This window comes from Parabacteroides sp. AF14-59, assembly GCF_003479515.1.
GTDB classification, from domain to species: domain Bacteria; phylum Bacteroidota; class Bacteroidia; order Bacteroidales; family Tannerellaceae; genus Parabacteroides; species Parabacteroides faecis.
Genome location: NZ_QUHH01000005.1, coordinates 178,309 through 204,266 on the forward strand (window position 1 = coordinate 178,309; position 25,958 = coordinate 204,266).

The 25,958-nt window shown below is 44.1% G+C and carries 20 protein-coding genes; 12 read left to right on the forward strand and 8 right to left on the reverse strand.

All coding sequences use genetic code 11. The features are described from left to right. Positions 1-65: 65 nt before the first annotated feature. Both DWW23_RS07925 and DWW23_RS07930 read left to right on the forward strand, forming a co-directional pair. The gene (locus tag DWW23_RS07925) at positions 66-2,978 is read left to right on the forward strand and encodes a leucine-rich repeat protein (protein WP_122352742.1); all 2,913 of its coding nucleotides are present in this window, start codon (positions 66-68) and stop codon (positions 2,976-2,978) included. Between the two features lie 79 nt (positions 2,979-3,057). Next, on the forward strand, positions 3,058-3,828 hold the full coding sequence (locus DWW23_RS07930) for a DNA-binding domain-containing protein (protein WP_122352743.1): 771 nt from the start codon (positions 3,058-3,060) through the stop codon (positions 3,826-3,828). 80 nt (positions 3,829-3,908) lie between these two features. On the opposite strand, the gene DWW23_RS07935 is transcribed toward DWW23_RS07930, so the two are convergent. Beyond that, a complete protein-coding gene (locus DWW23_RS07935) occupies positions 3,909-5,078 on the reverse strand; it encodes a mechanosensitive ion channel family protein (protein ID WP_122352744.1) in 1,170 nt (389 codons plus the stop codon). A gap of 162 nt (positions 5,079-5,240) precedes the next feature. Between DWW23_RS07935 and DWW23_RS07940 the strand changes: the two genes are divergently transcribed. The 9 genes from DWW23_RS07940 to DWW23_RS07980 all read left to right on the forward strand — a co-directional run bounded on the left by DWW23_RS07940 (position 5,241) and on the right by DWW23_RS07980 (position 16,659). Next, positions 5,241-8,105, forward strand: coding sequence for a pitrilysin family protein (locus DWW23_RS07940; RefSeq protein WP_122352862.1), 2,865 nt, complete (start codon positions 5,241-5,243; stop codon positions 8,103-8,105). A gap of 89 nt (positions 8,106-8,194) precedes the next feature. Next, positions 8,195-8,650 carry a DUF4268 domain-containing protein gene (locus tag DWW23_RS07945; protein ID WP_122352745.1) on the forward strand — a complete coding sequence of 152 codons (456 nt, stop codon included), beginning with the start codon at positions 8,195-8,197 and terminating at the stop codon, positions 8,648-8,650. 6 nt (positions 8,651-8,656) lie between these two features. Continuing rightward, positions 8,657-11,215 carry a M1 family aminopeptidase gene (locus tag DWW23_RS07950; protein WP_122352746.1) on the forward strand — a complete coding sequence of 853 codons (2,559 nt, stop codon included), beginning with the start codon at positions 8,657-8,659 and terminating at the stop codon, positions 11,213-11,215. Positions 11,216-11,219: 4 nt separating this feature from the next. Continuing rightward, positions 11,220-11,537, forward strand: coding sequence for a multidrug efflux SMR transporter (locus DWW23_RS07955; RefSeq protein ID WP_122352747.1), 318 nt, complete (start codon positions 11,220-11,222; stop codon positions 11,535-11,537). A 257-nt stretch (positions 11,538-11,794) separates the two neighbouring features. Further along, on the forward strand, positions 11,795-12,646 hold the full coding sequence (gene hisG, locus DWW23_RS07960; RefSeq protein WP_122352748.1) for an ATP phosphoribosyltransferase: 852 nt from the start codon (positions 11,795-11,797) through the stop codon (positions 12,644-12,646). 165 nt (positions 12,647-12,811) lie between these two features. Further along, entirely contained in the window at positions 12,812-14,092 is a 1,281-nt protein-coding gene (gene hisD, locus DWW23_RS07965; protein WP_122352749.1) for a histidinol dehydrogenase, read from the forward strand. Continuing rightward, on the forward strand, positions 14,089-15,120 hold the full coding sequence (hisC, locus tag DWW23_RS07970) for a histidinol-phosphate transaminase (protein WP_122352750.1): 1,032 nt from the start codon (positions 14,089-14,091) through the stop codon (positions 15,118-15,120). Before hisD ends, hisC begins: the two co-directional genes overlap by 4 nt. Before the next feature lie 2 nt (positions 15,121-15,122). After that, on the forward strand, positions 15,123-16,250 hold the full coding sequence (gene hisB / locus DWW23_RS07975) for a bifunctional histidinol-phosphatase/imidazoleglycerol-phosphate dehydratase HisB (RefSeq protein WP_122352751.1): 1,128 nt from the start codon (positions 15,123-15,125) through the stop codon (positions 16,248-16,250). A gap of 1 nt (position 16,251) precedes the next feature. Next, entirely contained in the window at positions 16,252-16,659 is a 408-nt protein-coding gene (locus DWW23_RS07980) for a lipocalin-like domain-containing protein (RefSeq protein WP_122352752.1), read from the forward strand. A gap of 87 nt (positions 16,660-16,746) precedes the next feature. On the opposite strand, the gene ybaK is transcribed toward DWW23_RS07980, so the two are convergent. After that, on the reverse strand, positions 16,747-17,229 hold the full coding sequence (gene ybaK / locus DWW23_RS07985; RefSeq protein WP_122352753.1) for a Cys-tRNA(Pro) deacylase: 483 nt from the start codon (positions 17,227-17,229) through the stop codon (positions 16,747-16,749). A gap of 1 nt (position 17,230) precedes the next feature. After that, complete coding sequence (locus tag DWW23_RS07990) at positions 17,231-19,357, reverse strand: Tex family protein (RefSeq protein WP_122352754.1); 2,127 nt, start codon at positions 19,355-19,357, stop codon at positions 17,231-17,233. Positions 19,358-19,494: 137 nt separating this feature from the next. On the opposite strand from DWW23_RS07990, the gene DWW23_RS07995 reads away from it, so the two are divergent. Beyond that, entirely contained in the window at positions 19,495-21,003 is a 1,509-nt protein-coding gene (locus tag DWW23_RS07995) for a PAS domain-containing sensor histidine kinase (protein ID WP_122352755.1), read from the forward strand. Here the strand turns inward: DWW23_RS07995 and DWW23_RS08000 are convergent. From DWW23_RS08000 to DWW23_RS27045, 5 genes are all read right to left on the reverse strand, one after another. Next, positions 20,996-22,375, reverse strand: coding sequence for an ATP-binding cassette domain-containing protein (locus tag DWW23_RS08000; RefSeq protein WP_122352756.1), 1,380 nt, complete (start codon positions 22,373-22,375; stop codon positions 20,996-20,998). The two genes, DWW23_RS07995 and DWW23_RS08000, sit on opposite strands and share 8 nt — an antisense overlap. Next, entirely contained in the window at positions 22,372-23,289 is a 918-nt protein-coding gene (locus tag DWW23_RS08005) for an ABC transporter substrate-binding protein (RefSeq protein WP_122352863.1), read from the reverse strand. The genes DWW23_RS08000 and DWW23_RS08005 overlap by 4 nt, the downstream gene beginning before the upstream one ends. A gap of 5 nt (positions 23,290-23,294) precedes the next feature. Beyond that, the gene (locus tag DWW23_RS08010; RefSeq protein WP_122352757.1) at positions 23,295-23,981 is read right to left on the reverse strand and encodes a hypothetical protein; all 687 of its coding nucleotides are present in this window, start codon (positions 23,979-23,981) and stop codon (positions 23,295-23,297) included. Positions 23,982-24,234: 253 nt separating this feature from the next. Then, complete coding sequence (locus tag DWW23_RS08015; RefSeq protein ID WP_122352758.1) at positions 24,235-25,794, reverse strand: sodium:solute symporter; 1,560 nt, start codon at positions 25,792-25,794, stop codon at positions 24,235-24,237. Further along, the gene (locus tag DWW23_RS27045; RefSeq protein ID WP_370449246.1) at positions 25,791-25,931 is read right to left on the reverse strand and encodes a symporter small accessory protein; all 141 of its coding nucleotides are present in this window, start codon (positions 25,929-25,931) and stop codon (positions 25,791-25,793) included. The genes DWW23_RS08015 and DWW23_RS27045 overlap by 4 nt, the downstream gene beginning before the upstream one ends. Positions 25,932-25,958: the final 27 nt, after the last annotated feature.

Genomic DNA, 25,958 nt, shown 5'->3' on the forward strand with positions numbered 1-25,958 from the left:
AAGAACATGAATCAAGAATAATAACAACCATATATAAAAGAATAATAACTAACATTTTAAAGCGTATGAAAGACAAGACAACAACCCGCCTACACCGCTTACTTGGCGTAGGCCTCAGCATCCTGATGATGCTACTCATGCTCCTGCCCGCACGGACCGCGGCTCAGGCAACCAGCGGAACCGGATGGTCGCTGGTCGGTAAGATTCTATACATCCAGGGAAACGATGCGACCAGCCTGCAGGATAACCCGGAAACCCTGCTGCAGGTGGAGATGGTAGTTATCATGAACGACGTAACCGGTATCGGTTCCAATACCTTCAAAGGTTGCGTCAACCTGACCACAATCGAATGGGGCAATAATACCCAAACCATCGGGTCGAATGCCTTTGAGGGTTGCACCGGCTTGGAACAAGCGCTCCTTCCGGCCACCTTGAAACAACTGGGCCAATACGCGTTCAAAGGCTGTACCAAACTTGATCTGGCGCAACTGAACGAGGGGCTGGAAAGCATCGGAGCCAGTGCCTTCGACGGTTGCGTCGAGCTGAAAATACTAATGCTCCCGGCAAGCGTAAAGAGCCTCAAGAGCGATAACGTCACCTATATCGAGGCCTTCAGGGGTTCCTCTATCAAAAGCCTCGCGGTGGCACTCGATAATCCCTACTTCGCCGAGGATCAGAGCGTCCTCTTCAACAAAGACAAGACCACCTTGCTGTATTATCCAGAAAACCGGGTTGTCTACGAAGGCCGGTATACCGTACCGGAAGGGGTGACGGATATCCTGGACCAGGCCTTCTTCTCGAACCTCACTGTGGAGGAGGTGATCCTCCCGGCTCATGTCGTCACGCTTGGCAGCAATATCTTCAGTTCTGCCCGGAAGCTGAAGAAGGCGACGATCCAGGGAGACGTATCCTCCATGGCTGGGATGTTCAGCGACTGCCCCCTGCTGGAGACCGTCGCGATCGAGAGCAAGACCCCGCCTGACGACTTCGCCAACGGGACCTTCAGTAACTGCCCCGCGCTGACAAGTATCCTCGTGGACGGGAGGAGCGTGGAGGCCTACAAGAGCAAACTCACCGATTCCGCCTTGAAAGCCTTGGTGACGGGCAGCTACACCTATTCCGACCTCGACTTGTCCGCGTTCCAGTCCGGCAGCAACCTCTTCCTCTCTTACACTGAGGCCGATGGATGGATGTACGCCACTTCGAACTATCCGGGAACCCCTACAACCCCTTTTACCGGAACCCTGACCGGCGTATTTAACGGGACAGGTATCCAGATCGACGAGACCCCGCAAGGTATCATCCCCCCGGTACTTACCCTGCGGGAAGCAACCGTTAACGCGATGCTTAACACATACTCCAACGCGAGCTTTACCCTGCTGGTATCCGGGGCGGGCGGATCGCGGATCGTGACAGAGAATCCGGACGTGAGCGCCGCCTTCTCTAACAACAGCACGCTGACCATCCGTGCCGAGCAACCCCTCACCATCGAAGGGTGTAATTGGGGTCTGTATAACAGTGGCGCCCTGACCCTCGACGGGGATATCACTGTCAAGGGTGGTTTCTGGAACATAACTCAGGGCACGATAACCCCGGGCCCGACGCCCAACGTCCGGTTCATGGCTGTCGGCACGGAGAAGTTCAACAACGAGGGTACGGCCCCCGAACTGCTCACGCTGCTGTTTGATGTCGCTCCGGAGGCCGGCAAGACGGTGCGGGTCTACGAGGATGTAACGCCCGTCGTCTCCCTCGACTTCGCCGCCGACGGGACCAGCAAGGCGTATGCCCTTTTTGCCCCTCAGGGAAAGTTCTACCAGGCGTGGATGGATGAGACACGGCTACAGAACGCCGCGACCGACCTGTTCGAAGGCGGGAAGACGCACGACATCTACTCCATGTCCGACATCACTGTGACGATCACAACTCAGGACGAGGAGGTGACTATCTCCAGGCCCAATACCACGATCAAGGGGGATGGCCATACCGCCGCCGGTAACATCACTCTCGAAACCGCCGACGTATTCTTCGACAAAGTAGTGACCGATAAGCTCACCATCGACAGTGGCGTCGACTTTACCCTGACCGAAGAGATCGCCAAAGAACTGACCGTTACCGGCATCTACGTGAACAACAACGGCACCTTCACTGACCAGACAGGTACTGTGACCAAGGTGGTAGATAACAGCGGTACACCAATCCTCTGTTATAACCCGCCCACGCCGATCGCCGAGATTCCGGCAAACGCCTCTGCGGTCAATATTCAGATCGTCATTCCGGAAGGAAACGCTCCTGTCCTGACCCTGCAAAAGAAGGATGCCGTCGGCGTTTGGCAGGACGTGCCGCAGTCGAAGGCCGCCGCGCAGGGATTGCGTTCGACTACCTCCACCGTCACCATTTCTGCCGCCGGTACTTACCGTGTAGGCATCACGGTGGGCACCACGACGCTTTTCACCAAGCCCATCACCGTCACTAAGGCCGTTGCTCCTGACCCCGAGCCTGATCCCGTCTACTACAACGTCAGCCTGCCTGCCGTAGAAGGTGCTACCCTCGACCCCTCGGCCGGTGATCATGCCGTAGAGGAGTGGACCAGCTTCCGCTTCTACCTCACGCTCGATGCCGACTACAACCAGTCGCAACCCGTCGTCACCACCAGCCGGGGCGAGACCCTCGAACCGCGCAGCAGCGACGGAGCTTATATCGTGAAGTATGTTAGCACCGACCTCACGATCTCGATCAGCGGCATTGTGAAGAACGCTTCTCCTGTCGGCAACGAAGAGCTGCAGGCCGGTGTAACGGTCAGTGCCCGCGACGGCGTGATCCGGATCAGCACCTCCGGCCCGGAAGACGTACAGATCGTCCGCTTTAATGGCCAGCTGGTGAAAAGCCTCCGCGTTTCCTCCGGCAATGTTCAAATCCCTTTGTCTGAGGGAGCCTATATTGTAAAGGTAGGAGGGAAGACCTTTAAAGTGATCCTCTAAACAACCGAAATACAGTTAACCCGCCCTCCTGAGTGAGGGCGGTCACTGCAATTATTCATCTAAATAAACAGCAAACATTATGGCAGTTTATGAATTTTTCTGGAAGGTTTGGCTGCGGCTCAACCTCCTGACCAAAGACGTAGACAACGACTATACAGCCGAAGTGTCTACCATGAAGAACACCTTGCGCAACGAAGACATCGCCCGCCGTATCGTTGTGGAAGGCAGCGAAATCAAGTACGACACCATGCTGTCGATCATCAAGCAGCACGACCGCATCATCAGCGAAGCCGTGCTGCAGGGATACAGCGTACTGACGGACAACTGTCAGTTCACGCCCCGTGTCTCCGGGTCCTGGATCACTGCCAAAGACCAGTTCGACCCGGCCCGTCATAAAGTGACGCTCGACATCACCCTTTCGGCCAAAATGCGCGAAGCATTGGCGAAGGTAGGTCTCGAAATACTCGGCGTGAAAGACAGCGGTGCCTCTATCAACAAGGTGACCGACGGTGCAACAGGCTTTATCGACGGCACGATCACGGCAGGTGACGTGATCACCATCGAAGGCGACAAACTGCGTGTGGCAGGCGAAGGCGAAGCGATCGGTGTTTTCTTTGTCGACAGTACCGGGGCCAACCCGGTGAAGGTGGCTGACCGTATCCGTCGTAACGATCCGAAGTGTGTCGAAGTGAAAGTTCCCGATTCGTTGACGAAAGGGGCTCAGTACACTCTGCGCATCGTCACCTCCTTCTCCTCCGGCACAACCTTGCTGAAGGAACCCCGCACCATCGAGTATGAAAAGTTGCTCACAGTGGATGGTGGTGGTGGCGACCGTCCGGAAATAGAATGATCTCCCGAGATCAATAATCATGAACAAGAGGTTTTCGCCGGGCGAGCGGAAGCCTCTTGTTACGTTTGGGAAGGGGGAGACTATTCTGAATACTGATACACTTTCAGTTCGAACTGGGGAACCATCGCAAAGAAATGGTCGAAGATATCCGACTGGATGCGTTCATACTCTTTCCATACCTTGTTGCGTGAGAAGAAGTAGATCTGAACCGGCACCCCGTATTCGGTAGCCTGAAGCTGGCTGATAATCAGATCCAGATCCGTATTGACAACCGGCAGGCTGGTCAGATAACGTTCCACATAGATGCGGAACATTTGCGAGTTAGTGGGCGTCACACCTTTGTCCGGCTGATAATCGGCAAGCAGGGGAATTTCTTTACGAAAAGTGTCCAGCATGTCCGGTGTACAGAATTTGATTGTATTCAGATCGAGAAAGATAGACTTCATCACACGCCGCCCCCCGGATTCGACCATGCCCCGCCAGTTCTGGAAAGAGTTATTGACCAGCGTATAAGGGGGAATTGTGGAAATTGTATTATCAAAGTTTTGTATCTTGACTGTATTTAGTGTAATTTCCTGTACAACACCGTTTGCATTCGAGCCCGGTACCGTTATCCAGTCGCCCGGCCGCAGCATATCGTTGGCTGAAAGCTGTATGCCTGCCACAAATCCTAATATCGTATCCTTAAATACCAACATCAGGATAGCAGCCGAAGCACCCAGTCCGGCAAACAAGGTTGCCGGTGATTTTCCGACCAGAATAGCAATAATAACAATCCCGCCTATAAAGAATGCCAACACTTGGAAGACCTGTATAAAACCTTTGATCGACCGGTTCTTATTTACTTCCTTGTGGTTGTATATATCCATTATCACAAGGATAAATCCGTTGATAGCCAATAATAATACAAATACAATATAGACGGCACACACTTTTTGGGAGAGTAGCAATAACTCTTTTCCCCGGATAAAAGCCATCGGAAGTAATGCATACACCAGAATGCCGGGAATGGCATGTACCAGATTATGTATTACTCTTCGCTTGATCAGTAATGTATCCCAGAAATAATGACTCTTCTCCGACAGCTTCCGTACACTACCCACAAAAATGAACTGACATAGATAATCAATACCGACTGCTAAAACAATCAGTAACACAGCAATAATGAATTCATCGAAAGTGTTTGCAATTTTTGGATCCACGCCCCAACCGACGAGGATTTTGTTCATCCAGCTACCTAAATTTATCATTTTGTTTATATCTGTTATTTCGTTATAAAGATAACATTTATCATTGCATTTGGTTTAAATAATAAAAATATCTAATCAAACTCCGATAACAAAAAGGAATCAGGTATCTTTGTCATCTATAATATAAATGTGTGGAAAAAATCCATGAAAGCATTCTTGACGATGATGTTATTTGCAACTGGTACAAATCTGTTAACCGCTCAGAATACAAAAGCGCTTGAAGTAAAAGAACATAAACTGGATAATGGATTAACCGTCTGGCTGAATGAAGACCATAGTCAGCCGAAAGTTTTCGGAGCCGTAGTTGTGAAGGCAGGATCGAAAGACTGTCCGGATACAGGGATCGCTCATTATTTTGAACATATGATGTTCAAGGGAACCGATAAAATTGGTACGGTGGATTATGAAGCGGAGAGGGTCCTGCTGGATTCTATAGCTATGAAATATGACGAACTTGCCGCGACAGAAGATGAACTTGCCCGTGCAGAAATCCAGAAAGATATCAATGAGTTGAGCATCCGCTCTTCCGATTATGTTATTCCGAATGAGTTCAATCGCCTGATCTCCAAATATGGCGGTTCGGGATTGAACGCTGCGACATCTTATGATGTTACGTTCTATTTCAATACTTTTTCTCCGCAATACATGGAGCAATGGGCCGAAATAAACAGCGAACGCCTGTTGAATCCGGTTTTTCGTATGTTCCAAAGCGAACTGGAGACTGTGTATGAAGAAAAGAATATGTATGGTGATTTTATTGGCGGCCAGGTTATGGATCGTTTGCTTGAGCGCTATTTTGCACCGCATCCTTATGCCTATCCGATTATCGGGAGTACAAAGAACCTGAAGAATCCGCGCTTGACAGAGATGCGGAAGTTCTTTGAGGAATATTATGTAGCGTCCAATATGGCTTTGATGTTGAGCGGCGATTTTGATACGGAGACTGTATTACCCATCCTCGAAAGGACTTTCTCACGTATTCGTCCGGGTGAAGCACCTAAAAAAGAGACTGTCGCTTTGCCTCCTTTTAAAGGTAAAGAGAGAATGAAGGTAAAATTTCCTGTTCCTTTAGTAAAAGCGATGGGATTGGGATTCCGTGGACTTCCCGCCAACCATGAAGACCAGGTCGCACTTGCCGTTGCTGTTAATATGCTGAACAATGCCAATGGAACAGGTTTTCTGGATAAACTGATGGTCGACCGGAAAATAATGGCCTCGATGGCAATGAATGAGAATTTGAATGAATCCGGGATATTGGCAGTGGCTGTTATTCCGAAACTGATGTTCCAGACATACAGTGGGGCGGAAAAGTTGGTTTGGAAAGAAATAAACCGGATAAAAGAGGGAGATTTCAGTGATGAGATATTCAATAGCCTGAAAGAGGAACAACGTCGCCAGTATGCTACCGATCTGGAAAGTATTGATTCGCGTACCCGCATTATGATGACAATCTATTCGCAGGGTAAAAGCTGGGAGGATTATTTGCAGGATGTATCCAAGATCGAGGCGTTAACGCGGGAGGATGTTATCCGCGTTGCCCGCAAGTATTTTAGTGAAAACTATCTGTGTGTCACTAAAACGACGGGGAAATACCCAAAGGACAATCTGCCAAAACCAGACTTCAATCCGGTTGTTCCTAAAAACTCGGAAGCATCATCCGAGTATGCCAAACAGCTGGAACGATTACCTGTACAAACAGTATCACCGCGTTTTATCAATTTCAGTAAAGATGTTCAGATCACTCAACTAACGCCTTTGGCAACCTTATATACAACGATAAATCCGGTTACGGATGTGTTTACACTGAATATGGTGTATCAGATAGGTACGTTGGAGCAACCCAAATTGAAGTATCTGGCAAATTATCTCCAGTTCCTGGGCACAGATTCTTTATCGTTCCAGGAATTCCGGACACGGTTGCAGGTGTTGGGCAGCACGATGTCTTTCGATGCGAACGATAAGCAGTTCATTGTCCGTGTTACCGGTTTTGATAATCATTTTGAGGAGACCGTTCAGTTGGCCGGTGATTTTATCACGCATGTCAAAGCTGATGATAAACAAATACGGCAGGTTATAAATGATGCCAAAATAATGGAGAAAGCCTTCTTTGAATCGAGTGATAATATTGCGGGTGCCATGTTGGAGAAGGTGAAATATGGGGAACAATCGAGATTTCTGAATAAATTGTCGCTTTCAGAGGTCAAGAAGTTGAAAGGGAGGGATTTACTGGATGTCTTTGCCGATGTTCGCCGGATGGAATGTGATTTGCATTATTGCGGGACGTTGTCTGCCGATCAGGTTACGGGGCAAATAAAGGCGACACTTCCGTTGCAGGAAATGACTGTTGCTGTAAAAGAACCTTATTACCGGGATGCAAAATTATATGATAAACCGCTCGTTTACTTTATGGATATGCCAACGGCATCGCAAAGTATCATTTACGCTTATACAAAAGGAGAGGCTACCGATGATGCCTGGTCACGTCATGCTTCCCGGTTATTCTCGGTTTATTTCGGCGGAGATATGTCTTCTTTGATGTTTCAGGAGATCAGAGAGTTCCGTTCTTTGGCTTATCGGGTGAGTGGGCGTTATATATTACCTCCCCACCAATTATCGGGGAAAGCCGGAGAGTTTGTTACAATGCTTTCTACACAGAGTGACAAGACGTTGGATGCGATGGAGGTTATGTGTTCGCTGATCCGCGAAATGCCGGAGAAGCCGGAGCGGGTTTCTACAGTCAAGCAATCTATCGTAAATCAGGTGAATAATGATTTTCCTCCTTTCAGGGACTTATCAGAGAAAGTGGCATCTTTCAGAAGGGCAGGTTTCGATAACGACCCGAATGAAGCATTGTTGTCAGGTATTTCAGAGATGGATATGAAAGATATTGTCCGTTTTTACCGGCATAATGTCCGTTTGAAACCGTTTGTTTATGTGGTAGTTGGTGATTCAAGACGTATCGACATGAAGGAACTGGCTGGGTATGGAGAAGTTATCAGATTAAGGAAGAAAGATATTTATAAATAGTTGACAGTTGACAGATGACGGTTGACAGGAGGTTTTAGTCCCCTCTTTTTAACTGTCATCTGTTAACTGTCAATTGTCAACTAAAAAAGATGTATAGTAAAGACGAATTAAAGAACCTGAAACTGGAATTTTGGGAAAGTTTCGCCGCTTATTGTGAAGTACAGCCTTATCTGCGGGGCCGAAAGAAAATATGGACTTTATACGATACCAAAGTGAAAGGTGTCGAATTGAAATTTGACGTCAGCCGTAACGGAGCTTATGTGATCCTGGAAGTGAATCACCGGAGTGAAGAACTTCGTTTGGAGATGTATGAACGTCTCACCTGGTATAAGGAAACGTTGGAAATGGATTTTCCCGAAGGGTTGATCTGGGATATTTGTTTTGTCCGGGAAACCGGAAAAGAAGTTGCACGTATTTACATTGCCAAAGAGGGAATAGATTTTCACCGCAAACAAGATTGGGGAGAATTTTTTACTTTTATGGCGTCGCAAATGTATTTACTGGAGCGTAACTTTATGTCAATCGCTGAATATTTGAGAGAGTAAAAAAGAATGACACATACAAATCATATTATTTTTCAGGTGGCAGGAGCAGTAACTGTAGGTCTGCTTTCTGCTTGTGCAACACAGCAGAAAGATATTGTTTTGCAGGAAGCGGGAGTCTGTCACGAACTGGCTCAGTTCAGAAAAGAACATTTCGGGCAGGTAAAATATGATCTGTTTTTCTCTATTCCGGAATCTAAACAGGAACCGGTAAAGGGTAGGGCGGCAATCCGGTTATCCCTGAAAGAGAAGCTTCCGGTCATTATTGACTTCAGGGGAGAAGCCTCGCAGATTGCTTCTGTTGCACTGAATGGGGAGCAAGTTCCATATGAAGTCAGGAATGAACATATTATTATTCCGGCAGATCGGAGTAAAGTAGGAGAGAATGAAGTCAATATAGCTTTCACCCCGGCTGACCAGTCTCTGAACAGGCGGGATGAGTTTCTTTATACATTGTTGGTGCCTGACAGGGCGCGTACCGCATTCCCTTGTTTTGACCAACCGGATATGAAGTCACTGTTTACATTGACGTTGGAAGTGCCGGTTGAATGGCAGGCAGTTACGAATGGTGCGATCGGAAAGACCGACACGATCTCTGTTCCCGAACGGAAAATCATATCTTTTAAGGAAACGGAGCCATTGAGTACTTATCTGTTTGCATTTACTGCCGGAAAGTTTATTCGTGAGACCTATACTCGGGATGGCAGAGAAATCTCTATATATCACCGGGAGACAGAGCCTAAGAAAATAGCCCAATGTCCGGATATCGCATCCGAAGTTTTTGACGCATTGGCCTGGTTGGAAGATTATACGGCTGTACCGTATCCTTTTGCTAAATACGATCTGATCATCCTTCCCGGTTTTCAGTTTGGTGGAATGGAACATACCGGAGCCACATTCTATACAGACCGACGGATGTTCCTGAATGAAAATCCGACACTGAACGAACAGCTGAGTCGGAGTGCCCTGATTGCCCATGAAACGGCACATATGTGGTTTGGCGATTATGTGACGATGAAATGGTTTGACGATGTCTGGACAAAAGAAGTATTTGCCAACTATTTTGCTTCCCAGATTGTCGAGCCATTATACCCGAATATCAATCATGCCTTGAATTTTATGCAGGATTATATTCCGCCTGCTTATTCGGAAGATCGTACAGCCGGTGCCAATCCGATCAAACAGGATCTGGATAATTTGCGTAATGCCGGTTTGGTTTATGGTAATATTATCTATGATAAGTCTCCTGTCGTATTGGAAATGTTGATCAAGAAGATGGGAAAAGAGGCATTTAGAAAGGGGATACAGGAATATTTGAAAACATATGCTTACGGAAATGCAACCTGGGAAGGATTGATCACTATTTTGGATAAATATACGGATGATGATCTGGCAACCTGGAGCCATATCTGGGTGAATGAAAAAGGGATGCCGGAAATCACAGCCTCCGTTGTCGGAGATAGCTTGGTTGTCTCACAAAACGATCCTTTCAACCGGGGACTGAACTGGCCGCAGGATTTATCTTTTCTGATAGTTCCTAAAAACGGGGATCCGGAAGAAATTTCAGTTTCTCTCGGGAGAAATTCAAATTCCATCCGAAAGGAATTAAAAAAGCTTCCGAAAGAGGAGTGTTTCATTATTCCGAATACAGATGGAAAAGGATATGGCTTTTTCCGGTTGAATAAAGCGGATGCCGAGGCTTGTGCGTCATATCTTCCGGCCTGTAAAGATGAGTTGCTGAGAGGTTCCATGCTGGTTACTTTATATGAAAATCTGCTGAACGGAACTATTTCACCGACTTCTTATATGGAGGCTATGCTGGATTATTTGCCGAAGGAGAATAATTCATTGTTGTTCTCTGCCGCTTTGGGATATATAGGCAATAGTCAACGTCTCTATCCGGCAGATACTGCTTTATTGGAAAAAACGTTATGGCAGATCGTTACGGCTTCTTCTGTCCCACAACACCGTTTGCAGGCTTTCCGTTCGTATCGTTCAATCGTTCAGTCACCTGAAGCGGTCGCTTCATTATATGATTTGTGGAAGAAAGAGCAGGCTCCTGCCGGGTGTTCGTTAAGTGAGAATGATTATATCGGATTATCTTATACATTGGCCCTCTATCTGCCGGAACAGGCAGACGAAATTATTAACACCCAACTTTCGCGTATAACAAATCCGGACCGGAAACGGGAGTATCAGTTTATCTCGCCGTCTGTTTCTCCCCATAAAGAGGTGCGTGACAGTGTCTTCGCTTCTTTGCTGGTTGCAGAGAACCGTCGGATAGAACCCTGGGCGTCTGCCGCATTAGCAAATCTGAATCACCGGTTGAGGCAAGAAGAGGCGATAAAATATATTCGTCCGGCTTTGGAGGCGATGCAGGAGGTGCAGCGGACCGGCGATATATTCTTCCCGACAGCCTGGGTACGAGCGTTGTTGTCCGGACATACATCTCCGGAGGCGAGGGCAGAGGTCGATGCTTTTTTTACCGATCATCCGGATTATCCGCCAATGCTGGCTAATAAAATACGGCAGCAAGCCGATCATTTATATAGATTAAAACACAGATGAAATTATGGGATGGATTTATTTATTGTTAGGCGGCCTTTTTGAGATAGGCTGGCCTGTCGGTATGAAACTGGCACAAACGACGGGATCACGTTTTCTTTATCTTTCGGTTGCTGTTATCTCAATGGCTTTGAGCGGATACTTTTTATATCTGGCACAACGGACAATCCCGATCGGAACGGCTTATGTGGTATGGACCGGCATAGGAGCTGTCGGAACTTTATTGATCGGCATCTTTATTTTCGGTGATTCGGCAGGCATATGGCGTATCCTTTCCGCTATGCTGGTCATATGCGGAATTATCGGCATAAAACTGGCATCCTAGAAAAAAAGTGAGCCTGATCGCTAATCTTTTGATAGTTTTATTTGCATTTTCAATTATTATTGTAACTTTGTGGCATCAATAAAATAACAAATGAGAAGAAAAGTATCACATCACCATCATCATCATTACAACGGGCAATAGTTCGGTGGGCTGTGAGGTGTGTAGATACGCATAATATAATTAAGTAAGGCTTGCCGTTATTCGGTAAGCCTTATTTTGTTTTTGGAAAGAATATAATTATTAAAATAAAAACAAACATGTTACGAATTGCAGTACAATCAAAAGGTCGTTTATACGATGAAACAATGCTATTGTTGGAAGAAGCAGGTATCAAACTGAACAGGGGAAAGCGTATTTTGCTTTTATCGGCAAAAGGTTTTCCGGTGGAAGTGTTGTTCCTGCGTGATGATGATATACCTCAATCGGTAGCGAATGGAGTCTCTGACATAGGTATTGTTGGAGAGAACGAATATGTAGAAAAAGGAGGGGAAGCCCGCTTGGTTAAACGACTGGGATTCAGTAAATGCCGTGTATCTTTGGCTATTCCTAAAGATGAAGATTATCAGGGAATAGAATGGTTTGAAGGAAAGACTATCGCTACTTCATATCCGGAGATCCTGAAGGCTTATCTGAAAGAAAAAGGCGTAAAGGCCGATTTGCATGTAATCAGCGGTTCAGTAGAGATTGCTCCGGGTATCGGTTTGGCTGATGCCATTTTTGATATTGTCAGCTCAGGCAGTACATTGGTCAGCAACCAATTGAAGGAGGTTGAAGTGATCATGCAAAGCGAAGCGCTTTTGATCGCCAATAATAATCTGTCGGAAGAAAAGCTGGCGATCCTGGATGAATTGTTGTTCCGCTTTGAAGCAATCCAGGTAGCCGAAGGAAAGAAATATGTATTGCTGAATGCTCCGAAAGACAAATTGGATGAGATCATAGAAGTGTTGCCGGGTATGAAAAGTCCGACGGTGACGCCGCTGGCAAATGGCGACTGGGTTTCTGTTCAGTCTGTTATTGCAGAGAAACATTTCTGGGAAATTATCGGAAAGCTTAAATCGTTGGGAGCAGAAGGTATTTTGGTCATTCCTATTGAGAAGATGATACTTTAATAAAATGTAAACAACTATCATACGTCCGGTGACACCCGGGGCTCAATGCCCTTTACACCCGGTGTCAGCATCGTTGAGATGGGGGTGCAAATAGTGCGGGGAATTAAGTAATAGATATGATAAATTATGATAGGAGTTTTTAGAATATAGATATAGAGTGCAATTATGGAAATAATAAAATATCCGTCAAAAGAAGAGTGGGTTTCGTTGGTCAAACGGCCTGCTTTGGATGTGACGACTTTGTTTGACACGGTCCGTACCGTATTGGATGAAGTGCGCCAGGAAGGTGATGTTGCCGTAAAGCGATATGAAGAAAAGTTCGACAAAGTAACATTAACGGATCTTCAGGTATCGGAAGCCGAGATAGAAGAAGCTTGTGAACTTGTCTCCGAAGAATTGAAGCAGGCTATTCGTACAGCTAAAGACAATATAGAGAAGTTTCATGCTTCCCAACGTTTCACCGGACATAAGGTAGAAACGACTCCCGGTGTAACCTGCTGGCAAAAAGCAGTTGCAATAGAGAAAGTCGGCCTGTATATTCCGGGAGGAACGGCACCTCTGTTTTCTACTGTTTTAATGTTGGCTGTACCGGCACACATCGCAGGTTGTAAAGAGATCGTTTTATGTACTCCTCCGAACCGGGAAGGCAAGGTACATCCGGCAATTCTTTTCGCCGCCCGTACAGCTGGTGTCAGCAAAATATTTAAAGCCGGTGGAATACAGGCTATTGCTGCGATGGCTTACGGAACGGAGTCCATACCTAAAGTATATAAGATCTTTGGTCCCGGCAACCAGTATGTAACGGCTGCCAAACAGCTTGTCAGCCTGAAAGATGTAGCTATCGATATGCCGGCTGGCCCTTCTGAAGTGGAAGTAATTGCAGATGAAACAGCTAATCCGGACTTTATTGCTGCTGATTTTCTCTCACAGGCTGAACATGGAGCGGATAGCCAGGCCATTCTGGTTACATCGGCCGAAAACATGGTTTCTCCTGTTGCCGAAGCCATCCGTCGTCAATTGTCTGCACTATCCCGTCAGGAAATTACGGAGAAGGCATTAGAACACAGCCGTATAATCGTATTGAAGGATGAACAGGAAGTGATCGATTTCACAAATATGTATGCTCCGGAACATCTGATCATACAGACCGGAAATTATGCCTATATTGCAGAACAGATTGAAAATGCAGGAAGTGTGTTTATGGGCCCTTATACACCCGAAAGTGCCGGTGATTATGCTTCTGGTACGAACCATACACTTCCTACCAATGGATATGCTAAAGCATACAGCGGTGTGAACCTGGATAGTTTTATCAAAAAAATAACCTTCCAGGAGATCACTGCCGAAGGTATTAAGAGTTTAGGTGGAACCATTCAGGTCATGGCCGGAAACGAACAGCTGGATGCTCACCGCAATGCAGTAACAATAAGATTAAAAACAATATGATGGATTTAAAAAAACTTGTAAGACCTAATATCTGGGACTTGAAGCCATATTCTTCTGCAAGGGACGAGTTTCACGGCAGTGCGTCTGTTTTTCTGGATGCGAATGAGAATCCTTATAACGAACCGTATAACCGTTATCCGGACCCGTTGCAGTGGGAGTTGAAAGACCGGATTGCCGAATTAAAAGATGTGGACCGTAATTCTATCTTCCTGGGAAATGGCAGTGATGAACCGATCGATCTCGTGATCCGTGCATTTTGTGATCCGGGAATCGATACCATCGTTAGCATAGCTCCTTCTTACGGTATGTATGAAGTGGCAGCAAATGTAAATAATGTGGAATTTAGAAAAGTCGAATTAACGGCTGACTTTGAACTGGATGCAGACAAGTTACTGGAAGAAGTGGACGAGTGGGTGAAAGTAATTTTCCTTTGTTCGCCGAACAATCCGACGGGAAATAGCTTGAACCGGGATGAAATTTATAAGATATTGACTGATTTTGAAGGAATCGTTGTACTGGATGAAGCTTACATTGATTTCTCGGCAGAGCCTTCTTTTCTCCCGGAATTAAAGAAATTCCCGAATCTAATCGTGCTACAGACACTTTCCAAAGCGTGGGGAGCGGCTGGTCTCCGTTTGGGAATGGCATTTGCCTCACCTGAAATTATAGCGATATTGAACAAAATCAAATATCCTTACAATGTCAATATGCTGACACAGAAGCAGGCTCTGGAATTATTGAACAATGAGGGACAGATGCTGGAGCAATTGCGCCGTATCATGTCTGAGCGTATCCGTTTGCAGGCTGCTTTGCCGGAGCTGCCGATTGTGCAGAAAATGTATCCGACCGATGCCAACTTTATCCTGGTAAATGTCGGTAAAGCTGATTCAGTATATAATAAATTGGTAAAGAAAGGCGTTATTGTACGTAACCGGAATAATGTAACTTTGTGTAACGGTTGTCTGCGTATCACTGTCGGTACACCGGAAGAAAACGATGCATTATTGAAGGCTTTAAAAAATATGTAAACATGAAAAGAGCGCTCTTTATCGATAGAGACGGGACATTAGTGATAGAGCCTCCTGTTGATTACCAGCTGGATAGCCTGGAAAAACTGGAGTTCTACCCAAAAGTATTCCGTAACTTATATTTCATACGTAAACAATTGGACTTTGAATTGGTCATGGTGACCAACCAGGATGGATTGGGTACGTCCTCTTTTCCGGAAGACACTTTCTGGCCAGCTCATAACAAGATGTTGAAAGCCCTGGAAGGCGAGGGGATTGTCTTTGATGATATTCTGATCGATCGTTCTTTTCCGGAAGATAATTCTCCCAACCGCAAACCGCGGACCGGAATGCTGGGTAACTATCTCGGTGGTGAATACGATTTGGCAAACAGTTATGTGATCGGGGATCGTCTGACGGATATGCAACTGGCTGTAAATCTGGGAGCCAAAGGTATTTGGTTACGTCCTTCCGATGAAGAAGCTTCCCGGTTACTGGCAGAGAATCCTTCCATATCGCCGGTCCTGATAACGGAAGACTGGGACAAGGTGACTGAATATCTTTTTGCCGGTGAGCGTCGTGCCATTGTACAGCGCACTACTAAAGAGACGGATATTTATGTAGAAGTTAATCTTGACGGCACTGGCAAGACCGAAATTTCGACCGGATTAGGATTTTTTGACCACATGTTGGATCAGATAGGAAAACATTCCGGGATGGATTTGGTTATACGTGTAAAGGGCGATCTGAATGTTGATGAGCATCATACAATAGAAGATACGGCGATTGCCCTTGGTGAAGCCTTGCTTAAAGCCCTTGGTGACAAGCGTGGCATCGAACGTTACGGTTACTGCCTACCTATGGATGATTGCTTATGCAGTGTGGCTCTTGATTTCGGTGGCCGTCCGTGGTTAGTCTGGGATGCTGAGTTCCATCGTGAAAAGGTGGGGGATATGCCTACGGAAATGTTCCTTCATTTCTTTAAGAGCTTGAGTGATGCGGCTCGCATGAATCTGAACATTAAAGCGGAAGGAGCGAATGAACATCATAAGATAGAAGGCATTTTCAAAGCTTTGGCGCGATCTGTAAAAATGGCGATACGCCGTGATATTTATAAATATGAGCTACCAAGCACAAAAGGATTGTTATAAAATGAAGGGAATGAAATACTGGATGATAGCCGCTGTCGTAATCATACTGGCAGCATGTAGTAATGATACGGAACATAAGTTGGAAGGCAAATGGCAATTACAGCAAGTGGAAGCGAATGGAGAGGTGATACAGGCTGATACGGTATTTTATAATTTTCAGAATATATTGTTTATGTATCAGGTATATCTTGCTGATATTGACTCCGTTTATGGTCAATATGGTTTTAATAAACTGGAAGATGAGACAACGTTGACGTTGGAGTTGGCGGATGATCCAGGACCAGCAGTAAATTATTTGCCTCGTACCGATTGGAGTTCAAAAATACGTACATTTACTATTGAAAAGTTAAGTGGAAAGCAGTTGATTTTGAATAGTGAAGGTAAAAGATATATATTCAGGAAATTCTAATAATAGCATAAAAAAACAGGACTATTTATTATTCTATACACAATGTAGAAATAAGCAGTCCTGTTTTTTTATGCTATTATTAGAATCTTATTTATCAATAATCAGATCGGATATTTCAGCTTTCACTTCGCGAATTAGATCTTTTGGTGCGATTTGAACCTGTAATCCCCGCTGTCCGGCACTAATATATATATTGTCATATTCTTCTGCCGTTTGATGAATATAAGTAGGAAAATGTTTCTTCATTCCGATAGGAGAGCATCCTCCCCGGATGTAACCTGTCAAAGGTAACAGTTCTTTTACCGGAATCATTTCGCATTTCTTATTTCCGGAGACTTTTGCCGCCTTTTTCAGATCTACTTCATCAGCCCCGGGAATTACACAGACAAAATATCCGCTTTTATCTCCATGAAGGATCAGAGTTTTGAATACCTGTTCAACATTCTCACCTAATTGCTCTGCCACATGGATAGCGCTTAAATCATTCTCATCCACTTCATAAGGAACCAACTGATAAGATATTTTGACTTTATCCAACAGTCTGGCTACATTCGTTTTATTTACTTTCATATCATAATCCTTTCATAGATAACTGAACCCGTTTGCGAACTAAATCTACGCTCAGAACCTTTACCTTAACATGTTGGTGAATAGATACGACCTGTGTCGGATCACTGATAAACCGGTCTGCCAGTTCTGAGATATGAACTAATCCGTTTTCTTTTATACCGACATCGACAAAACATCCAAAGTTCGTAATATTGGTTACGATTCCCGGTAAGACAAGTCCTTCTTTCAGGTCCTCTATTGTTTTCACTGTCGGATCGAAAGAAAATACCTGAATGGCCTGACGCGGGTCACGGCCTGGCTTATCCAACTCCTCCATAATATCGAGCAGGGTCGGCATACCGACTTTATCCGTGATATACAGTTTCAGATCCAGCTTTTTCTTTAATTCTTTATTTGTGATTAGTTCCTCTACTGTACATTTCAAATCCTTGGCCATTTTTTCTACAATCGGATAGCTTTCCGGATGCACGGCCGAATTGTCGAGTGGAGTTTTTCCTCCCTGTATACGGAGAAATCCGGCACTTTGTTCGAATGCTTTTTCACCCATACGGGGAACTTTCAGTAATTCACGTCTGGATTGGAAAGGACCGTGTTCTGCCCGGTAATCGACAATGTTCTGTGCCAGTGTCGGACCCAGACCGGAAATATAGGTAAGCAAATGCTTACTGGCTGTATTTACATTGACACCAACCATATTCACGCAACTTTCTACCGTTTGATCCAGACTTTTCTTTAGAGCTGTCTGATCCACATCGTGTTGATACTGGCCGACACCGATACTCTTAGGATCGATCTTTACCAGTTCGGCCAACGGATCCATCAGCCGGCGTCCGATGCTGACTGCTCCCCGGACCGTTACATCGTATTCAGGGAACTCGTCCCGGGCAACTTTCGATGCAGAATAGATGGATGCTCCGTTTTCGCTGACAACAAACACCTGTACTTTTCGCTCATAGCGAATATTTGTAATGAATTGTTCTGTTTCACGGCTGGCTGTCCCGTTACCGATAGCAATAGCATCGATTGCATAGGTTGATACCAATTGAGATACCTTGGCTGCAGCTTTGCTTTTTTCATTCTGTGGCGGGTGGGGATAGATCGCTTCGTTATGTAATAAATTACCTTGCGCATCCAGGCATACTAACTTACATCCGGTGCGATATCCCGGATCGACTCCCAGTACTCGCTTTTGCCCTAATGGTGGAGCTAATAACAGTTGGCGTAGATTTTCTGCAAAAACACGGATAGCTTCTTCATCCGCTTTTGTTTTACTCAAATTAGCATATTCCGTTTCAATGGAAGGTTTCAAAAGACGTTTGAAAGAATCATCGACAGCATTGGCAACCTGGTCTGAGACTTCGTTGTTCCCTTTTACGAACCGTCTTTTTAACCGGTCGAGGGTCGTATCGACGTCCGGAGAGATGCTGACTCTGAGAATACCTTCGGCTTCTCCGCGGCGGAGAGCCAGCAAGCGGTGGGAACTACATCGATTCAACGGTTCGCTGAAATCGAAATAATCCCGGTATTTAGCTCCTTCTTCCTCTTTCCCTTTGATTACTTTGGAAGAAATGATCCCTGTATGGGCAAAAGAATTACGTACGGCATTACGTGCCCCTTCATTCTCATTCACCCATTCGGCGATAATATCACGTGCACCCTGTAAGGCTTCAGCCGCATTTTTAACTTCTCCCTTGATAAAGTTTTTAACCCGATCCAATAGGTTAGACTCATTTTGTATCATGATAATCTTGGCAAGAGGCTCTAAACCTTTCTTGCGTGCAATCTCTGCTTTAGTCACTCGCTTCGGTTTGTAAGGCAGGTAAAGATCTTCTATTTCTGTACTATCCCAGGATTCTTCGATACGTTTTTTAAGTTCGGGAGTTAACTTTCCCTGTTCTTCTATAGAGCTTAATATGGAATTTTTTCTCTTTTGGATCTCTGTTAATTTATCCAGTTGATCTTTGATGTTCCCGATCTGAACTTCGTCCAGCCCTCCGGTAACTTCCTTTCTGTAACGGCTGATAAACGGTATTGTAGCCCCTTCGTTAAGTAAACCTATCGTTCTTTCAACCTGCCCGGCCGAAATATTTAGGGAACGGGAGATAAGTGAATGGAATAATGTCATCATATTTCTTTCATTTCAATTTCTATTCTACAAAGATAATCTTTTGCTGTCTATTTTACTTTTTGCGGGAAGTTCTTTCTTTTATTATTTGTCACTCTCGTTTATTTTCAACACTTTTGTGGAATAATAAATTAGTGGCTATGGAACTTTCTTATTTGGATGAAAATGCATTGGAGCAGAAATATAAGGATTTATCCGGGTTATTATCGAATATAGTGAATTCAGTGCCAATGTATTTCTTTGTCAAGGATACCGGTGATGATTTCCGTTATGTTTATTCCAGCCCGATGATGAATCAGATATATGGCCGTTTTCACAATGATGTTGTTGGAAAAACGGACTTTGATCTGTTTATGGATCCTGTAGCTGCACAGTCTTTCAGGGATATGGACGAGAAAGTCCTTCAGACAGGTGAAATGCAACGTTTTGTAGAACAAATACTCGATCCGAGAGGTGTATTGCGGTCTTTGGATACTATGAAACTACTTGTTCCCCGCGAAGGCAAATCTCCTTATTTATTAGGTATGTCGTGGGATATCACCAAACAGCGGCAAATAGAAGAAGAATTACATGAAAATAATAAAAGATTGGCTTTGTCTTGCATGGCCGGTCGTATTTATCCCTGGATATGGGATGTGGTGAATGAAACGGCCGAGTTGTCTCATGTGGAGAACGGAGAAATGATTCATGCCTATATATCCCATGAAAGTTTTACGGAAAAGATACATCCGGACGATCAACAAATGTACCGGGATGTTGTAAATGCATTTGCCCAGGGGAAAATAGAGTCTTTGCGCCTAAGCTTTCGTTGCCGGTATTTTTCCGAAGAATATATTTGGCTGGAAAAGATCGGAGAAGTTTACGAATATGGAAAAGACGGAAAACCATTGAAAGCGATCGGTATTTTGAGGGATATTACGATAGATAAACGCCATGAAGCAGATATACAGGCTAAACGATTGGCAGAAGAAAGCAACCGGATGAAATCGGCTTTCATAGCCAACATGAGCCATGAAATACGGACACCTTTAAATGCAATCGTAGGTTTTTCGACCTTGATGGCACAGGCGGAAACAGAAGAAGACAAACAGGAATACCTTAAGATCATCGAAACGAGTAATGAATTTCTGTTACAGTTGATCGATGATATTCTGGATATTTCCAAAATCGAATCGGGAAAACTGGAGTTCATTTATACAGGCTTTAGCCTGAATGAGATCTTTAAGCCACAGGAACAGGCTTTTTTGCGCCGGGTGAATCCTGGAGTAGAGGTTATTTTTGAAAATGACGGAACCAATTATAGTATTATTTCTGAAAAGACAAGACTGACACAAGTTCTGACGAATTTTTTGTCTAATGCCATAAAATTTACATCGACAGGTACTATCAGATTCGGTTATCGTCTGACGGATAATGGTATTTATGGTTATGTCAGTGATACGGGAACAGGAATAAAAAAGGAAGACCAAGACACTATTTTCGATCGGTTTGTTAAACTGGATCGTTTTAAGCAAGGGACAGGTCTCGGTTTGTCTATCTGCAAAACTATTATAACGATGTTGAATGGTGAGATCGGAGTAGATTCGGAGGAAGATGCCGGAGCTACATTCTGGTTTACAATACCCTGCGACCCTGCAAAGATCAATTGACAGTTTGTAACCGGATAATTACGGAAGCAAGGCGGTCTATTTCTTCCTGATCATGGGAGGTGAAAATAATGGTCTGCTTTTGATCTGTTTGTCGTGCGATCATCCGATCGATAATACGAATAGTTAGGGCTTTATCCAATCCTTTAAATGGCTCATCGAGAAGCATGATTGCAGAAGGATATGCCAGGGCGCGGGCAAGAGCGACACGTTGTTGTTGTCCGTAACTGAGTTCATTTGGATAACGGTCGCGAAATGCTTCCATTTCAACGATTTCTAATGTTTTCCGGGCTTTCTCTTCTGAATAGGAATGGTTGTAGGCAGAAGCTAACGGTAGACATATATTTTGCATCACTGTCAAATGGGATAAAAGTTCAGGTTCCTGGAAAACAACGGAGAATATTTGCTCTTTATTGGATGATATTTCTCCCTTGGTCGGTTTCAATGAACCGTCCAGTAGATTCAGTAAAGTAGTCTTGCCACTGCCGGAAGGAGCTTTTATTCCATAAATGATACCGGGTTCAAAAGTATATGAGAAATGGGATAATACTTTTATATCGGTATATTGAAAAGTAACGTCTGTCATTTTTATCGGATAAATGACGGAGGTATAATTTTTCTCTGACGTTGTATTACTAAATCGTATATTCCATTTAATATGTGATAACCGGTTGATCCCCCTATCGAAAAGGAAGCTTATCAGAATGGCTATAATAGTCCAGGCAATCAATTCCGGAACCGATATAAATAGCTGGGCACGTTTCATTTCGCCGCCGATACCGAAGGCACATTGAGAAAGGACTTCACCCATAATGATTGCACGCCAACCGAATCCGATAGCAGAGACAAGTCCGCTGAATAGGAATGGTTTGAGTTGGGGATAATAAATATGTATCAGTTTGTTTTTGCGACTAATCCTGAATTGACTTGCCATTAAGGAAAGTCCGGGCTTCAGATTGATAATACCTTTTGTCAGGTTTTCCGCCAACAGAGGAAACATAGTCAAAAAAGCGATCATCAATGGGATTCCTTCCGGATCAAGAAAGATCAAAGCTAATAATATGAATGAAATAACAGGAACAGACCTCATGATCGTCAGTAGCGGCCGGAATAATTCATAAAGTAATTCGTAGCGGGCAAACAAAAATGCAGCTAGTATTGCAGCAGCTAACGACAGCAATATACCGGATATTCCACGTAAAACCGTCGCAAAGATACTTTTATAAAAAGTATCGGTGGCAAACAACTGAAATAAGGCTTTTATAAGATCAGGAACGGACGGTATCAATTCCGGCTGATTCATGTAGGAAGCAGTCAGTTGCCAGAGTAGCAATAACAAACATATGGATATAAATGAGATAAGTCCTTTTTTCATTGTTTTTCAGGCATGAAACCATCATTCGGAACTTTTCCGCCTATGGCTTTCGGTTCATATTTTTCTATCAGACGAAGAAAATCGAGAATACTTCTTTTAGCTTCTTTTGTCGATAGATATTTAATCTGGCATCTCTCTATGCTTTCCGGGGTCAGTGATCCAGGCACAAATATATTCCGGTTTTCAAGAATCTTTATTGCCTGCTCCGGTTGGTTGACAGCAAACTGGCAGGATTCATCTAGTAAACTGTCAAGTATTGTACTTTTCCCTTGCAAAGAAGGAGCATATACAATGGCGGTTTGAGCGAATCCGGGAGAAGTTCTATCCGGATTGTTCAGGCTTGATTTTATATATAATGTACTGTCTTTGCGGAGAATCAAACTTAAAAATGGTTCGGCCATTACAGCTGTTCGGATTTGTCCGCTAAGTAATCCCTGGCTTATTTCCTGGGGAGTGGAAAAAGAATAGTTCAAAGAATAAGTGAGTCCTTTTTGTTCGAGATAATAACGGGTTAATATATCAGGAGTAGTACCTGCACCAAAAATATGCAAAGTGTTTGTTCCCTGGGATGGAGCATTATATCCTTTCTTTTCGACAATATACAAGTTACCCCAAACCGGACATCCAAGCAGGGAATACTTCAAACCTTTATTATACAGGTTTGCTGCATTTATCATGGGAAGTGCAGCCAGATCCGCTTCACCCTTTATCAATAAAGCCTGCATTTGTTCCGGAGAATCCACTATATCGACTGATAACCGTTTACTATCTATCTCCGGAGAATCTTCAATCATCTTTGCAAATGCTATAACAGAGGGACCTCGAAGAACAGCTACATGGAATACATTATTCTCCTTTTTTCCTCTATTACAACTGCATAATATCAGCAGGAACAGACAAAAGTATTTGATCATCTTTTTCATTTGCCGCCTATCCATCTGCTGCGTTTCCATTTCATATCGACCGGCATTAAATGAGTTGTGCTTCTGATCTGTAGATCCTTTTCATATATGGTCTTTTCAACCACCATATTCCATCCTTTCTTTAGGTTAAGGTCATATGTCATGGCATGATCCCACCAGTCTTTGCCTGACCCTGTTATTGTTACTGCGCGGTCACAATATATATATTGCAGCTGGTACTCGATATTTGCTGCCTCATAACTCATATACAGAAATCCGAAAACACGCGTCGAATCGGGCATGTCAGTGGCGATCTCAACGAACGAAATAGTCTTTGCATTAGTGTCACTTATCACGAATCCTGACGGAATGTCGGATGCGATGTTGCTCATAAGTTCTTGGGGAGGATTTTCTGGCAGGATCAGTTTTGTTCCGTTTTCATCGAACGGTACTTTCAGCATGATACGCGTGTCATTACCCTGAGGATCGATAGGGGAACCGATTCCGCCGAAACCATGGAATCTCGCTACGAAAGCCACCTCCGAAATAGCCTCTTTATAAGGCGCGTTATCGACATCGGATATATTGATCTCTGTAGTCAATCCGACTGTTTCATATTCTTCTGTAATGGATTCTTCATTTTTGTCACATGCTTGAAATAACAATGCCAGCAGAGAGAAGCCGGTAATCAAATACTTTCTCATATAGTTTGTTTTAGAGAAACAAAGATATGAATAAACTTCTTTGGATAGATAAATATCTGAACTATTCCATCCTGGCGGTCTATAAAAAATTAAAGCCTGTCTCACGACAAGCCCTAACCAACTTTGTTAACCTTAAATCTAATACTATTATGAAAAAACCACGGTACAAATGTACGGATCTTTCCATAAGTAGCAATAGTTAAAATGCTAATATGTGTTTTCTAACATGTAATAAATACTAATCTATTCCATATTATATGTTATTAGCTTTCTCCTGTGTCATCAAACTGACTATAACAATAGCCATAACCGATAACGGAAGCGCAAACAGAATAGGGTCTATTGCAAACCAAGGGTACACATCGATCAGTACATCTTTTCCTGTCAATGTTTTGCACAAACCAACAGCACCTGCTTCAGCTTTATGGAGGAACAACATAGCAAACATACTTGCCAATGCTCCAGTCCATAGACTTGCTATAGCTCCTTGTTTAGTCGCTTTTTTCCAATACAAAGCACAGAAATAGGCAGGAAGGAATGTGACTGCACAAACTCCCATAAATAAGGCCGTACCTCTGGCGATTATACCTGCACTCAATGTATAACAAATGATATAACTCAACAATATGGAACATAATACACCGATACGGACTCCTAATGTTGAATTTGTATTTTTACGACGTCCCAGGTTCGGAAATGCATCTGCTCCGAACGCAGCTCCCATGGTATGGAATTGTGCACTTAATGTAGACATACTGGCTGACAAGATGCACAACATGAAAACTGCCCCGAACCATTCCGGCATTGCACGGTCTATAAATAATGGAATAATTTTATCCATATCCTTTATAGCTTCGGAAGCAACGACGCCCTCAGTCTTCATAAAAAATAAATTGGATAATGCTCCGACATGGTAGATTGCTCCTACAGTCACGATCAAGAATACACAGCCGATAAGCACCCCGCGATTCAGTTGTTTGGTGCTTTCCACCATCATAAAACGTACAACCAATTGAGGCTGTGCCAAACAACCGATCCCAACCCCTAAAATAAGTGAAGTGACCAAGGTATACCATTGGGGAGAACCGGTAACGGGCATAGCCGTCCATCCCTGATGTCCCAGTTCCTTGAATCGGTCGGGAACGAGAGGTGCAATCTCTGTCAGTTTATGATTTGCTTCGATGAATCCAATATCCATTACATGGTAAAACCAAAATAAAAGGAATAACATGCAACCGAACATGATAACTGCTTGTAAAGCATCTGTATACAAAACACCTTTGATACCTCCGGTAATTACATAAGCCGCAACGATCAGTGTGAATATTAATAGTGCCAGATGCAGGTCGATATGAAACATCTGCTCAATAAAGACAGCTCCACCTTTCATTACGACAGCTGCATATAATGGCATTCCGATAAATATGACCGTAGCAATAAATATCTGAATACTACGTGAATTATAATGCATCCCTAATAATTGCGGAAATGTACGTGCATTATGTTCTTCTCCCAGCTTTCGTGTTTTTCTGCCAAAGAATATGAAGGCTACGACTACTCCCATAAACATATTCAACAGGCATAACCATTGAATACCCATACCGAAAGTAGCAGCAACACCGCCAAAACCAACAATGGCGGAAGCGGAAATAAATGTAGCCCCATAAGAGAGAGCCATGACGATGGGGTTGACTTTTCTTCCCCCTAATAAGTAATCACTGGCATTTTTTGTCTGTTTATATCCTATATAGCCTAACCAGGCAATAACGAACATGTAAACGATAACAATAATTCCAAGGGTAAGGGTACTCATTTATCAGATTGTTTAGGGTTATCACTTTCTTTATCTCCTTTATTCCAATAGGCAATTCCGAACCATAAAGAAAAAATTAAACACACGAAGGCTAACAGGTAGGCTAACCAGATACCGGGGTCTTCTATTCCGAACATTTGTTATTTGTTTTAGGGTAGAGAGGC

Bases quoted from the DNA above. Each gene is read 5' to 3' on its own strand.
- hisC (WP_122352750.1), top strand. From the start codon at position 14,089: ATGATGGATTTAAAAAAACTTGTAAGACCTAATATCTGGGACTTGAAG.
- DWW23_RS08005 (WP_122352863.1), bottom strand. From the start codon at position 23,289: ATGATCAAATACTTTTGTCTGTTCCTGCTGATATTATGCAGTTGTAAT.
- DWW23_RS07980 (WP_122352752.1), top strand. From the start codon at position 16,252: ATGAAGGGAATGAAATACTGGATGATAGCCGCTGTCGTAATCATACTG.
- DWW23_RS07990 (WP_122352754.1), bottom strand. From the start codon at position 19,357: ATGATGACATTATTCCATTCACTTATCTCCCGTTCCCTAAATATTTCG.
- hisG (WP_122352748.1), top strand. From the start codon at position 11,795: ATGTTACGAATTGCAGTACAATCAAAAGGTCGTTTATACGATGAAACA.
- DWW23_RS07950 (WP_122352746.1), top strand. From the start codon at position 8,657: ATGACACATACAAATCATATTATTTTTCAGGTGGCAGGAGCAGTAACT.
- ybaK (WP_122352753.1), bottom strand. From the start codon at position 17,229: ATGAAAGTAAATAAAACGAATGTAGCCAGACTGTTGGATAAAGTCAAA.
- DWW23_RS08015 (WP_122352758.1), bottom strand. From the start codon at position 25,794: ATGAGTACCCTTACCCTTGGAATTATTGTTATCGTTTACATGTTCGTT.
- hisD (WP_122352749.1), top strand. From the start codon at position 12,812: ATGGAAATAATAAAATATCCGTCAAAAGAAGAGTGGGTTTCGTTGGTC.
- DWW23_RS07930 (WP_122352743.1), top strand. From the start codon at position 3,058: ATGGCAGTTTATGAATTTTTCTGGAAGGTTTGGCTGCGGCTCAACCTC.
- hisB (WP_122352751.1), top strand. From the start codon at position 15,123: ATGAAAAGAGCGCTCTTTATCGATAGAGACGGGACATTAGTGATAGAG.
- DWW23_RS07995 (WP_122352755.1), top strand. From the start codon at position 19,495: ATGGAACTTTCTTATTTGGATGAAAATGCATTGGAGCAGAAATATAAG.
- DWW23_RS07955 (WP_122352747.1), top strand. From the start codon at position 11,220: ATGGGATGGATTTATTTATTGTTAGGCGGCCTTTTTGAGATAGGCTGG.
- DWW23_RS08010 (WP_122352757.1), bottom strand. From the start codon at position 23,981: ATGAGAAAGTATTTGATTACCGGCTTCTCTCTGCTGGCATTGTTATTT.
- DWW23_RS27045 (WP_370449246.1), bottom strand. From the start codon at position 25,931: ATGTTCGGAATAGAAGACCCCGGTATCTGGTTAGCCTACCTGTTAGCC.
- DWW23_RS07940 (WP_122352862.1), top strand. From the start codon at position 5,241: ATGATGTTATTTGCAACTGGTACAAATCTGTTAACCGCTCAGAATACA.
- DWW23_RS07925 (WP_122352742.1), top strand. From the start codon at position 66: ATGAAAGACAAGACAACAACCCGCCTACACCGCTTACTTGGCGTAGGC.
- DWW23_RS07945 (WP_122352745.1), top strand. From the start codon at position 8,195: ATGTATAGTAAAGACGAATTAAAGAACCTGAAACTGGAATTTTGGGAA.
- DWW23_RS08000 (WP_122352756.1), bottom strand. From the start codon at position 22,375: ATGAAAAAAGGACTTATCTCATTTATATCCATATGTTTGTTATTGCTA.
- DWW23_RS07935 (WP_122352744.1), bottom strand. From the start codon at position 5,078: ATGATAAATTTAGGTAGCTGGATGAACAAAATCCTCGTCGGTTGGGGC.